9 protein-coding genes are annotated in these 12505 nt (G+C 60.8%); 4 read left to right on the forward strand and 5 right to left on the reverse strand.

Annotation, left to right across the window (positions count from 1 at the left end; all coding sequences use genetic code 11):
• Window positions 1–56 precede the first annotated feature (56 nt).
• Window positions 57–854 (reverse strand): lytic transglycosylase domain-containing protein, encoded by a 798-nt coding sequence (locus tag IYY11_RS19595; protein WP_196405425.1) that lies wholly within the window; start codon window positions 852–854, stop codon window positions 57–59.
• A 450-nt stretch (window positions 855–1304) separates the two neighbouring features.
• On the opposite strand from IYY11_RS19595, the gene IYY11_RS19600 reads away from it, so the two are divergent.
• Together IYY11_RS19600 and IYY11_RS19605 are read left to right on the forward strand one after the other, a co-directional pair.
• Entirely contained in the window at window positions 1305–2630 is a 1326-nt protein-coding gene (locus IYY11_RS19600; protein WP_196405426.1) for a hypothetical protein, read from the forward strand.
• A 261-nt stretch (window positions 2631–2891) separates the two neighbouring features.
• Window positions 2892–4313 carry a tryptophanase gene (locus IYY11_RS19605; protein WP_312029758.1) on the forward strand — a complete coding sequence of 474 codons (1422 nt, stop codon included), beginning with the start codon at window positions 2892–2894 and terminating at the stop codon, window positions 4311–4313.
• Window positions 4314–4367: 54 nt separating this feature from the next.
• On the opposite strand, the gene IYY11_RS19610 is transcribed toward IYY11_RS19605, so the two are convergent.
• The 3 genes from IYY11_RS19610 to IYY11_RS19620 all read right to left on the reverse strand — a co-directional run bounded on the left by IYY11_RS19610 (window position 4368) and on the right by IYY11_RS19620 (window position 6470).
• On the reverse strand, window positions 4368–4637 hold the full coding sequence (locus IYY11_RS19610) for a hypothetical protein (protein ID WP_196405427.1): 270 nt from the start codon (window positions 4635–4637) through the stop codon (window positions 4368–4370).
• Between the two features lie 110 nt (window positions 4638–4747).
• Window positions 4748–5578 (reverse strand): class I SAM-dependent methyltransferase, encoded by an 831-nt coding sequence (locus IYY11_RS19615; protein WP_196405428.1) that lies wholly within the window; start codon window positions 5576–5578, stop codon window positions 4748–4750.
• A 121-nt stretch (window positions 5579–5699) separates the two neighbouring features.
• Window positions 5700–6470 (reverse strand): hypothetical protein, encoded by a 771-nt coding sequence (locus tag IYY11_RS19620; RefSeq protein ID WP_312029759.1) that lies wholly within the window; start codon window positions 6468–6470, stop codon window positions 5700–5702.
• Window positions 6471–6632: 162 nt separating this feature from the next.
• Here IYY11_RS19620 and IYY11_RS19625 point away from each other — a divergent pair, with 162 nt between their 5' ends.
• Window positions 6633–8915, forward strand: coding sequence for an HWE histidine kinase domain-containing protein (locus IYY11_RS19625; protein ID WP_196405429.1), 2283 nt, complete (start codon window positions 6633–6635; stop codon window positions 8913–8915).
• Window positions 8916–9609: 694 nt separating this feature from the next.
• Window positions 9610–10638, forward strand: a complete 1029-nt coding sequence (locus tag IYY11_RS19630; protein WP_210331465.1) for an HAD family phosphatase — start codon at window positions 9610–9612, stop codon at window positions 10636–10638.
• A 41-nt stretch (window positions 10639–10679) separates the two neighbouring features.
• Here IYY11_RS19630 and IYY11_RS19635 read toward each other — a convergent pair whose 3' ends face one another.
• Complete coding sequence (locus tag IYY11_RS19635) at window positions 10680–12272, reverse strand: hypothetical protein (protein ID WP_246720118.1); 1593 nt, start codon at window positions 12270–12272, stop codon at window positions 10680–10682.
• Window positions 12273–12505: the final 233 nt, after the last annotated feature.

Here is a 12505-nt window from a genome sequence, read left to right on the forward strand (position 1 = left end):
CGTTTGAGGAATTGCGCCGGCGCCGATCGCGCCGGCGTTTTTTTGGCTTAGCGCGGTCACTGGTAGGCGCCGCCGCCGTCGATCTGGCGGCCAATCTGCGCAATCGCCTGTTGATAGACCGAAGCTGCATTCCACGCCTGGATCGCGCTGAAATTGCTCTCGCCCGGCTGATAGCCGCCTCCCGCGCGCCAGCCATGGGCGTGAAGGAAATTCGCCGTGGCGTTGAGCGCCGCGGCCGAGTTGTCGAGATTGCCGCCGCCGCCGTAATTCAGGATGTTCTTCGGCAGGAATTGGGTCTGGCCAATTTCGCCATGCATCGAGCCGCGCGCGCTCGGCGACAGCGCGCCTCGATCCACCAATGTCAGCGCGGCATAGAGCTGATCGGTGAAAAAGTCGGAGCGGCGGCAGTCATAGGCCAAGGTCGCGACAGCCGACAGCGCGTGCTGATTGCCATGCACCGCGCCAAATCCGGTCTCCATCCCCCAGATCGCGAGAAGAGGTCCTGGCGGCACGCCGTAGCGCTGCTCGATCTGCGCGAAGAGACCGCCGTAGGACCGCTTGAGCGCACGGCCACGCGACACAATGGCCGAGCCGCCGCGCTTGGCGAGGAACTGGTCGAGCGAAAGACGGAAACTCTTCTGGCCGCGGTCGGCGGAAATCGTCGGCGCGTTGTAATGGGTGCCCATGAGCGCGCTGATGCCCGCCTGACCGATGCCCTGGCCGCGCGCTTCCTGCGCGAATTCCTGCTTCCAATTGTCGAAGCCCGCCGCCGAGCGTCCACACTGGGCCGCCAGTGCGGGATGGGAGATTCCAACAAACGCGAGCGCAATCGAAAATTTGAGGACAGTCCGCATAGTCTGTTTCCTTGTGTTGAAAATTTCTGCACTCGCTTCCGTCTTGGCCGTCTGGCGCGGCCGCCGCAGCGTTCCACCTTCTCTCACCACTTCCCGCTTAGCGAGAGCTTACCCCGAATGGCCATTTCTGCGCCACCGTCACATTGAGCTCCACGGCGCGCTCAACCGCGCGTCCGCATGGCGCGTCCGCATGGCGCGTCCACATGGCGCGTCCACATGGCGCGTCGTAAGCTCGGCATGGAAGGTCTGCCGCGGCTGATCTTATTAGAGCGACGCTTGCGATAGGAGCTTGTTCGCGCGCAGATTTCGCGCGCCGCCAACCTGACCAGGGCGGAGTCTAGCCCAGGATCATTGACGCACGCCGCCAGTCAGCTAGCATCGATCATTCGTGTAAACCTCATGCGTTCCCGGATGATCATCGCTGCAGCCATGAGCGCAGGAGCGGAGCCGGTGAGTGGGGATAAGATTTTGCAAGAAATTCTCGAAAGCGATTGGACGCTCGGCGCCTTTGAACGCCGTGAAGACGCGCGGCGAAGCAGCGAGCGCGGCTCTTCCCCAGGCGCCGACATCGGCGAAACGCGCCAAGCTCACGACGGATCCGGCAATAATTGGATCGCCGAAGCCTTCAGGCGCCGGCAAGCGGAAGAGCGCGCAAAAGCGGCGCGCCATCAATCCGGTGGCGCACATCCGCATGCGGCAAGCAAGGAAGTTCCCGTCGATAATTGGCTCATCGAAGGCTTCAAGCGTCACCAGCAAGAAGAACGGCGACGAGAAACGATCGCCAGCCCCGATGAAGCAGAAGCGCCGGGCGTTGGCGACGACCATTCCCTTTCAGATCTGGCCTTGTCGCCGTCGGATGGCGGCGTCGCGGCGGAGCGGATCAGCCTGTCCGAGGATCGCGGGTCTGCGAAGCAAGACGCCGCGACAGGCGCCAATGATCAAGCTTCAGCAACAGCCCTTGTGCCTCTCCTACGCGGCCACGACGGAACGGTTCTCGATAAGCCGCCGCGCCGCGCCGGCCGGATAGTCCTAATAGCCGGTCTCGTCGTTGTTGGCGGTTTGGTTTCTATTATTGGCGTCAAGACATTGCTCTTTGGCTCTGTCGACACAACCAAACGCGCAGGCGCGCGCCGCGCATCGCCGCCGACAACACAAGAAAAGGTCAATCGCAGCCAGAGCGTATTGCCCAAGCCGGAGACGTCGGGCGCCCCGGCGGCGCAGCCCATGGAGAAGGGGAGCGCGCCGACAAACGACGCGCCGACACATCCGAGCGCCGCCGCGCCGGCCGGGCCGAGCGACGCCGCGATCATCGCCGCGCCTCCGGCCGCAACGCCAGAAGGCTCGAAACCCGATCCTGTTGCGCCAGGCGCCGAGCAGGGAAGCAAAGCGCGCTCTCCATCCCAAGAGCGCGAGCAGGGAGACAAGGCGCTCCATGACAATGAGGCTGCGCCAGCGGCGACTCTGCCGGCGCCCGTTCCGCGGGCCGCTCCGGAAGCCGCCGCGCCTGCAAAGCCGGACAAGAATTCAAATGCGGAGCCCGCAGCCGGGGCGCCGGAAAGATCGCGTGAGCAGATCAGGCCCGAACAAGAGCAAAATGCGTCTGAGTCCAAACGCGGAGCAGTCAATGCCGGCGCGGACGCCAAACCCAAGCATCAAGCCAAGGACAAGAACGCCAGCCATCACGCCTCTCGAAAGACCGACGGCCTCTCCACCTTTCTGAAGCGCACCGCGAATTCGGTTCGCAAGTTTTTCGGACGGCTCGGGGAGAAGCAGTAACGATCGCCGTTGATCGGCGCAGTCGTAATCGATGGCCGCTCCCGGCGCCGCGACCAGGCTTGGCGCAATCGGTTCGGCATCCGCCATGCACGCGCCGCGTCAAACGCGCGAACGCCAGAACGCGCCGAACGGCCCGACGATCCCCAAGATTAAACCCATCAACGAGAAAGCGGCTCGCAGGCGGCTGTGAACGAGCGGCGATGCCTGCCGTTGGCGCTTGGAAGTGGACCAGCCGTGCGATGAGGCCCATGTGAGTCGCATGTGGCCGACAGCCCGGTCGGCTCGGCTATTATCGCGAGCATTCCCGTGAGAACGATCATCGAGCCGTTTCGCATCAAGATGACCGAGGCGCTGCCCATCACCACGCGCAGCGAGCGTGAGGCGCTTCTCGCCAGCGCCTTCAACAATGTCTTCCTCTTGGACGCCGACCACGTCACCATCGACTTGCTGACCGACAGCGGCACGGGCGCTATGTCGGACCGTCAATGGTCGGCTCTGATGCTTGGCGACGAGAGCTACGCCGGAAGCCGCTCTTGGCGACGCTTCGAGCAAACCGTGCGCGAGATTACCGGCTTCAAACACATTTTTCCGACGCATCAGGGGCGCGCCGCCGAGCGCATTCTGGCTGCGACGCGTCTCCAGAAAGGGAACGTCGTTCCCAACAATGGTCACTTCGACACGACGCGCGCGAACATCGAATATGTCGGCGCCGTTGCGACGGATCTGCCGTCGACCGAAGCGCGCGATCTGCAATCTGAGAAACTGTTCAAGGGAAATATGGACCTTGGCAAGCTCGAACAGTTGATCGAGGCCGACGGCGCCGGAAACATTCCCTTCTGCATGCTGACAGTGACCAACAACACCGGCGGCGGCCAACCGGTGTCGATGGAAAACGTCCGGAGCGTCAAGGAAATCTTGAACAAGCGCGGCATTCCGCTGATCATCGACGCCTGCCGCTTTGCGGAAAACGCTTTCTTCATCAAAGAACGCGAGCAAGGCTTCGCCGATCGCAGCCTGCTCGAAATCGCGCGGGAAATGTTTTCATTCGCCGATGGGGCGACGATGAGCGCAAAAAAGGACGGGCTCGCAAATATCGGAGGATTTCTCGCCTGCAACAATGATTCATGGGCTGATGACTTCCGCAACCTGCTCATCCTGACCGAAGGATTTCCGACATATGGCGGTCTCGCCGGCCGCGATCTGGAAGCCATCTCCGTCGGCCTGTTGGAGGCGTTGGAATACGACTATCAGCGCTATCGACATGCGACAGTCGAATATGTGGCGTCGGCGCTGATCTCGCGCGACATCCCGATCGTGCGCCCAGCCGGTGGCCACGCCATATTCATCGACGCCGCCGCGTTTTGCCCGCATTTGAGGGCCAGCGACTATCCCGGGATCGGGCTCGTTAATGCGCTCTATCTCGAGGGCGGGGTTCGCGCCGTGGAGCTCGGCAGCGTCATGTTCGGAAAGCCTGCGCCGGGAGGGGGAGAGGAGATTCCCGCGCCGCACGAATTGGTGCGGTTGGCGTTCCCTCGCCGGGTTTATACGCAGAGCCATTTCGACTATCTGATCGAAGTGCTCGACGCCATTGGCCGCCAGCGCGAGTCAATCGAAGCCTACCGGATCACTGAACAGGCGCCATTTCTGAGGCACTTCACCGCCCATTACGAACGAGCCGGTTGAGCCTCGAGCGCTGCGGCGGCAAATGAGGGTTACGTGAGGGCGGCGCGACTCGCCTCAGGCGGTCGACGATGGGCCGCCCTGAGCGGCCTGAAACTGTATGACCTCGGTGGCCGAATATTCTCCGCGCGCTCCGCAGTTCGGACACGCCACCTTAAATGTGGCGGGCCCGGATATCTCCAGAGCGCCCGTGCCTGTCAGCTCGCTCAGAAAAGCAAAGCGTTGTCGGCACTGTTTGCACGCAAATCCAATATACCAGCTGCCAGGGATGAGCGCCGGCATCGCGGATACCTCAAAATCGCCGGTGAACTGAATGCCTTTTGGCATGGGGGCCTCCTGCCTTACGATTTTGATATTCATGTAGCGCTGGGCCGTCTCCCTGACGATGTTTACGGCGTTTGCGCTCGTTCCCCCAGGCGCAGGCAGCGGCGTGCCGACTAAGACGCCACCGCGTTCTGCAGCGTGCAAAGCGAATAATACCCGTAAATAGGCGACGATAACGGCTGATCCGGCCAATAGGTTCGATGAAGGTCGGCGAGCGTCGCCCGATCGAGCACGCTCGCCCCGCAACGCGCGGCGACTGCGGCAAGATCGTCGATCCCGTACGTCCAAGGGGCTCCCATGGCGGCGAATCTCTCGACGACGCTGGTGATTTCAGGATCGCCAGTGGCGTTGCTGATCACATCCTGCGCCATATAGTCGAAGGACACCGAGCAGCTCTCGATGTGGCGCATGAGGCTCTTCAGGATCTGACACACAGAAGCGTCGTTCAAATACATTGTGTTTCCTTCCCAGATAACATGGGTGGGAAGCCGGAAATCACATCCGTTTTCTCGTAGGAGATCAATCATTCCATCCGTCACATAGTCCGCCCCGATATATGTCGTGTTGGGATCGACATCGCTTTCTTCGAGCTTCGCCTTCTTGAACGCCTGGGTTTCAGGAGCGTCGATTTCAAAATAGGCGACGCCATCGGCCGCGATCCGCTGCGGCCTTGTGTCGAGTCCGGCGCCAAGGATGAGGATCTGTCGGCGCCCTCGGTCGATCTGATGACGAAGCCGGTCGTCGAAGTAGCGGGTCCTCAGTCGCACATTGTTGCGTATTGGCGGAAACGATTGAGAAATGCGGTCCGCCGCCTCTTTCGTTTCGCGATCGAGGAACAGGTGTACGTAGGGATCGCGGTAGAGCGGATGAGCTTGCGTGTTTTCGTCATTGCGGAATTCCGCCACGACAAAAGCGGTGCCAACCACTTTTTGAATTTTGGTCATGGGCTCGTCTCGATTGGACTCGGGTTCGGGGCCGGAACGCGTTCCGGCGTTCGTTGAAGGTTAATGCAATTTTCTTGGAACTCTTAGCTGCGTCTGCAGGGCGCTATCAAAGGTGAGCCGGTCACTTTTGAGGATAGCGCTCCAGCAGTTGCACAAGCGGCTCGGAACTCACCGCATTGGGCGGCGAATAGGGCTCGTCCACGGATGCGACGAGCGATATCGGGACGATCGCCGCCAAAGCGAATATCGCTTGCGCGAGAAGCTGGGGCCTCGGGCGGTCGAGATGCACGACGGCAAGGGCGATTTGCGTGATGAAGGCGATGATGATCACCGCCGCCCATTTGCGATCGTCGGGAAAGGCCCCCGCAATCGCGAGTCGTTGTTCCCGCGCCGATCGCAAACGCATCACCGTATCGACGAGCGCGCGCTGGAAGGCCGCGTCGATTCTCGCGCTGGCGACCGCGCGCGTGAGTCTGTTTAACGCGGCCTCGGTTTCCGCCGATTCTTTGCCGTCTTCCATGGTTTTCCATTCGAGGCCAACGGCGGTTTCCACATAGTCACGCACAGCGCGCGGAATATCGTCCGCGTTGACTCCATGATTGCCCGAAAGCGCTGCGAGCGTCGCCAATTGTTCGCGCTCCATGGCGATGGCGCGATAGGCGCTGCGATTTGCGTCCCAGACGTCCTGCGAGAGAAACGTCATCAGCAGGCCAAACAGGGTCGCCGGGACGGCGACGAAGGGCGGCACGACGCCTTTCCAGCTCTGTGCATAGGCGGCAAAGCGCGAGGCGAAACTGAGCCAGCACAGGAAAAGCGCGATAGCGGCCATGGCGCCTGTGAGCATGAGCGCCATCACGAGCGTCGTCTGCGACATCCAGAATTTTAAAAGCACGTGTTCCCTCGAATCGACAGTTAATGGCGATTGAAGGGCATCATAATCGAGATTCGCCAGACGATCGTATCCCCTGCGCGCGCCTTTCGCATTACGGGGTTCCTCTGGCGTCCAAACGCGTTACCTTCAGCAAGGCTGATCGTCGATCTGAGTTCGGTAGGCATGACAACCGAGACTGACATTTCCGCCTATGCGAGTTCAATTCTGGAGACCGTGGGCTTGCCGCTGCTGGCGCTTGATCCACAGCTCACGGTCGAGGTCGCCAATGACGCGTTCCTCAGTCAGTTTCGGGTGACGCGCGAGGAGACAGTCGGCCGGCCGGTTTATGAGCTTTGCGACGGTCAGTGGGACATCCCGGAGCTGCGCCGGCTGCTAGAGCAAATTGTTGAGCGCAACAGTACGATCGAGGATTGCCGCGTTGAACATGACTTCGAACGTGTCGGCCGTCGCATCCTGCGGCTCAAGGCCAGGCGCATCCGCAGGCCAGATGAAAAAGATTTTATCCTGCTTGCGATATCCGATGACGCTGAGCGTGAGCGGCTTCGTGATGAACACGAGGGCGGAATAGAATTCGCCGAGAAACTGATCGACAGTGTGCATGAAGCGCTGCTGATTCTCCACGGGGACCTTACGGTTCACTCGGCGAATCGGCCCTTCTATCAACTCTTCGGGGGAGGGCCCGAGGAGACCGAAGGACGCCCCATTTACGAGCTGGGCGATGGCCAGTGGGACACCCCGGAGCTGCGACGGCTGCTTGAGGACATTCTTCCCCTCCGCCAGAGTTTCGACGACTTCCGGATCGAACGCGTGTTCCAAGGCTTCGGTCCTCGGGTGATGCTGCTGAACGGCCGTCGGCTCGACAAGCTTAACCTCATCCTTCTCGCCATACGCGACACGACAGAGCAGCGGACGCCCGAGGCGAAACGTCTGGACCGCGAGGCTCGGCAGAATATGCTCGTCGAGCTGAATGATCGTTTGCGCCCATTGGCGGATCCCGTGGCCATTCAGGCTGCGGCGAGCGAAGTCCTGGGCCGGCATCTCGAGGCCAACCAGGCGGCCTATGCGGAGATCGACGAGGCCGGCGAATACGCAACTGTTCAGCAAGACTGGAACGCCGGCGCGGCGCCAAGCAACGCCGGGCGCCATCGTCTTTTGGACTTTGGCGAGGCTTTTATCGCCGACCTGAAGCGCGGCAGGACGGTCGCGGTCGGCGACGTCAGTCAGGACCCGCGAACGTCGGCGCCGGAGAGCCTACGGACCTTCAACAGCCGTTCGATTGCCGCGGTTCTTAGCGTGCCGTTGGTTAAAGACAAGCGGCTTGTCGCGGTGCTCGCCATTCATTCCCGCCTGCCGCGTATATGGAGCGCTGCTGAGGTGGCGGCGGCGGAGAACGTCGCCGAGCGAACGTGGTCGGCGATCGAGCGGGCGCGCGCGGAAGAGGCGCTGCGCGAGAGCGAGTCGCGGTATCGCCTGCTGTTCGAATCCATCGACGAAAGCTTCACGGTGGTCGAGCCGCTCTATGACGAGCAAGGTCATGCGATCGACTACCGCTTCCTTGAGGTCAATCCAGCCTTTGAGGCTATAACGGGACTGAAGAACGTTGAAGGGCGGAGCGGTCGCGAGCTTGTGCCCAGCCTGGAAAAGGACTGGATCGATACGATCGGCAGAGTTGCGGTGTCCGGGAACGCCGAACGCGTCGTCCGCAGAGCGCGCGCGCTCGGCAAGATCTATGACGCCTTTGTCTTCCGCGTCGAGGAAGCGGAAAGCCCAAGAGTCGCGGTGCTGTCGAGAGACGTGACGGAGCGCGTGCGCGCGGAGGAACAGCGCGCTCTTCTCATGCGTGAGCTCAATCACCGCTCGAAAAACATGTTGAGCATCGTGCTGGCCATCGCACGAGCGACCGCGGGCGATCCAGGACGCGACTTCGAGGAAACGTTCCAAGAGCGCATTTTGTCTCTCGCCGCGAATCAGGACCTGCTGGTCGCCAGCGACTGGCAAGGCGTCACGCTAAGCGATCTCGTCCGCTCGCAGCTCGCTCATCTGGAGGATTTGATCGACCATCGCATCACGCTCAAAGGCCCGCCGCTGACGATCTCGGCCGCGGCGTCGCAATCTTTCAGCATGGCGCTGCATGAGCTGGCGACCAACGCCGTCAAATATGGCGCGCTGTCCACCTCGGATGGCCGCGTCGACATCGAATGGGGGGTCCACAAGCACGATGGCGAGGGCCGGCGCTTCACGATGAGCTGGCGTGAAACGGAGGGTCCCGCGGTGGCGCCGCCCGCGCGTAGCGGCTTTGGGTCCACAGTCATCCGCGATATGATCAGACTGAACCTCAGAGGGGCTGCAAGGCTCCAATACGACAGCGCAGGCGTCGTCTGGGAGTTCAACTGCCCGATCGAGAATGTGCTGGAGGCGACGGAGGCTTCCCGATCTGAAAAGTGAATGCTGAGCCCGCTACCAAAGCCGGCGCTTGCTGAGATTTTTTTTCTGAGATCTTTTCGCTCTATGCAGAACGCCCCGCCGTTACATTCACGGTCGGGGCGTTCGTCGCCGGAACGCTGTCGCGTCCCAATTGCGGGCGCGGTTGAGAGGCGCTCACGCGCCTGCATCAAATTTCTAGCGGCGATCGCCTTGGCTGCCGCCGCTGGAGGCGCTGCGCGACAGCCTGGGTCGAGGCTGGCTCAACCATCCGCCGGAGTGCGGCAGATGATCCTCGCAGAACGGACGAGTCTCCAGGTTCTGGAGAATCGATCTGATCGCGTTTCGCCTTCGCTGAAGCTTCCTGGTGGTCATCGGAAATCTCCTTCTTTAGAGAAGGACCACTGAACAACCTGTCTAGAACGTCATCCTAACAACGACTGAAATCAATCTCTGTTCCGATTTTCTCGCGTCTTTCGTCGACGAATTGCGCCGAGCGTTGCAAATTTGTCGCGGCGCTTCGCGCTTTCAGTTGATCGTCTGCGAAGCAGCTGCTCCTCAGCGGAGACGTATGTCCGCCCGCGAAGGGCAATACAATCAATCGTGTAAATCGCTTATAGATCGGCGCGTCCATCGTCTGCCGTCGACCATCCGTTCATGCAGACATGCGACCTCGTCGGAGGCGCTTCTTGGACGACCTGTCAGCCTATCAGGGGGAATGATGAAAACGCTGGTTCGATTGAGCTTCCTGATCGCTGTGATGGCCACAACATTCCTGTTGGCGGGATCGTCTGTCAGGGCGGGAAGCGATCCGCTTCCGTCATGGAACGAAGCTCCGACGAAAACTGCCATCGTCGAATTCATTCGAACGACGACCGATCCATCCAATACGAAATTCGTGCCGCCCGAGGAGCGCATCGCGGTCTTCGATCAGGATGGCACGCTCTGGGCGTCCCATCCGATATACCCGCAGTTGATGTATTGTCTGGATCGCCTGCCTGCCGTCGTAAAGGCAAGACCGGCGCTTGCGAAGATCGAGCCCTTCAAGACAGCGCTTTCGCGCAACATCGAAGCGATATCGAAGCTTTCCACGAAGGACCTCATCAAGATCATGGCCGTGCAGTCCAGCGGCATGAGCGTAGAGCAGTTTAGAGCGGATGCAGAGAAATGGCTTGAGACAGCGAGACACCCGCGCTGGGGCCGCCGCTACACCGAGCTGACGTATCTGCCGATGCTCGAGCTGATGAAGCATCTACGCGCCAACGGCTATAAGACTTACATCGTCACCGGAGGCGGGCAGGATTTCGTGCGAGTCTATGCAGAGCAGACCTATGGCGTTCCGCCCGAGCAGATTGTCGGGACTCTGGAGAGCGTGAGTTACCATTATGACAAGCGCGGGCGTCCCGTTCTGATCGAGAGCGCCGAAACGCTGCTCAGCGACGTCGGCGCCGGCAAGCCCGAGGCCATCCATTTGATGATCGGTCGTCGTCCGCGCGCCGCGTTCGGAAATTCAACCGGCGACCGGCAGATGCTCGAATACACGACGTCGGGGGACGGCGCGCGGTTTGGCATGTTGGTTTTGCACGACGACGCCAAGCGGGAATTCGCCTATGGCCCAGCGCTCGGATTGCCTGACACCAGAATTGGGACGTTTCCTCAGTCTTTGTATGACGAGGCGAAGCGGCGAGGATGGTTCGTCATCAGCATGAAGAGCGATTGGAGCCGGATATGGGCTTTCGAACAATGAAGCGCATTGGAGAAGCGCGCTTAAAGCCGTAGGACCGAACCCTAGAAGGGAAAGTAGCGGAAGCTCGTCAAGATGGTGTTTTCCGAGCCGCGTGGCGCGCCGCCGACCGCGTTGAAGCCGTTACGAATGATATGGGCGAATTGCACGCCGACCCTGATTTTGCCGGCCGGTCCCTCGTAGAGCGTGTGCCAGGCTCCGGCGGTGATTTCGCGTAGCGCGTGGGTCTGTCCGGAACAATTGAAAACGGGATTGCCGAGCGCCGCAAGTGGAACCGCTGCTGCGACGCCCGGCGTAACCTGCGATATGGGATTTTCCAGACTACAGCCGATATTGTTATAAAGCGGATTGCCGTAGCCACCGGCGAAGATTGTGCCGTTGATGGCGGTGACCTGCGGATTCTTGCCGGCGATGTCGCCGCCCGCGAATGCAAAAACATCGGTTTGTGGCGTCGGATGCAGCGTTGCGCCGACGAGGAGGCTTCGCTGATGGAGTGGCTGGAGCGCGCCGAAAACTGAATAGGTCGCATCGGGAAGCTGACTCGATGCGAGACGGCCGACGCCGCGTCCGATCATGCCCGACACCTGGAATTCCAGGATCTTGGGAATGAACGGGATAACTGCGCCGGCGCCAACGCCGCCTACCCAAACTCGATGATTGCCAAAATAGACGCGCTCGGTGATTTCACGCGCCACCCCGAACGCTTCGAGATGCACCGTCCGGTCGCCGAGTGGCGCATCCCATGCGGCCTTGCCGACGAGATCGGGAAGTCGATTGAAGGAATAAGTGTCCAAGGTGTTGAGGGAGCCGCCGTTCGTCGCCAGGGCGAGCAGGGCGGGCGCGGGGATTCCGAGATTGTTGGGAAGAAGCGTGGAGACGGGCCCGAATCCTGGGCCGGGCGCGGCGAAGGTGTTGGCCGAGCCTTCCGCGGCCAAGGCCAACCAGAATTGCTTTCCGAAATCCTTGTAAATGCGGATGCCAGGATTTCGATCCCAGACATAGCCGGGCATGTAATTGTGGTCGATCGTCGGCGGCTGCAACGACGTGTCAGGCCGAGTGCCGAGTGAATTCATCGTTACGAGCGACCAGGTCTGACCTGCCGTGAAATGCAGCCCATAATCGTCGTTGTCGATGTTGGTGTAGGCTTGGCGAACGCGGAGATTGTACGAATTGCTCTGGTTCGCGTTCGCCGTCTGGGCCGCGCCGAGAAAGTCCGTTTCGAAATAGCCCTGGATATGCGTCGTGGGATTGAGATCGCCGCGCACGAGGAGAGCGGGACGTGTCGCGCGGGCGCTGAAGTGAAACTCGTCCGTATGTCCGGCGGTCGCGAAGCCATAGGGAATGGCGTTGAAGGGCGTGGCGACGTCGGCGCCGACCCAGTGGTTGCGCCAGACAGACTCGAGCGCCAGAAAGCCGCCGGGAATAATCTCCAGACCCTTGTAGACGAACCTATCTGGGATCCTTGGCATGGCGACGGCGGCGACCGGCGTCAGCGCCGTTTCCCTGACGTTCGCACTGCGAGCATTTACTGTTTCGGCCCGGCGACGCTCCTGCTCTTCTCGGTCCTTTTTATCCATGCGGGCTTTAAGTTGCTTCACCTGACCAAGGAGCATTTGCAGCTGCTCCTTGTCCGTCATGGCCATCGCGCGATGTGGCGGCAATAGAGCCACGACGCCAGCAGCCGTAAGCGCAACTGCGGAACGCTTGACGTCTTTAAGTAAATGGATCCTCGCCTTTGCGTCGCTCCAGAAAGGCTCAGCTCGAAAAAAAACCTTGGCGTTCTGGCGCGTCTGCATTGGTGCGTCCTCTACATTCGCACGCTTGCGTTCTAGCCAAGTTTTTATGCGCAGGTTTTTCCCGAGTTTATCTC

It is taken from the genome of Methylocystis sp. H62 (assembly GCF_015709515.1).
GTDB lineage: Bacteria > Pseudomonadota > Alphaproteobacteria > Rhizobiales > Beijerinckiaceae > Methylocystis.

What these genes read in the sequence shown, in the direction of transcription:
- IYY11_RS19635 (WP_246720118.1), bottom strand. Translation starts at nt 12,272, where the DNA reads ATGACGGACAAGGAGCAGCTGCAAATGCTCCTTGGTCAGGTGAAGCAA.
- IYY11_RS19595 (WP_196405425.1), bottom strand. Translation starts at nt 854, where the DNA reads ATGCGGACTGTCCTCAAATTTTCGATTGCGCTCGCGTTTGTTGGAATC.
- IYY11_RS19630 (WP_210331465.1), top strand. Translation starts at nt 9,610, where the DNA reads ATGATGAAAACGCTGGTTCGATTGAGCTTCCTGATCGCTGTGATGGCC.
- IYY11_RS19625 (WP_196405429.1), top strand. Translation starts at nt 6,633, where the DNA reads ATGACAACCGAGACTGACATTTCCGCCTATGCGAGTTCAATTCTGGAG.
- IYY11_RS19610 (WP_196405427.1), bottom strand. Translation starts at nt 4,637, where the DNA reads ATGCCAAAAGGCATTCAGTTCACCGGCGATTTTGAGGTATCCGCGATG.
- IYY11_RS19615 (WP_196405428.1), bottom strand. Translation starts at nt 5,578, where the DNA reads ATGACCAAAATTCAAAAAGTGGTTGGCACCGCTTTTGTCGTGGCGGAA.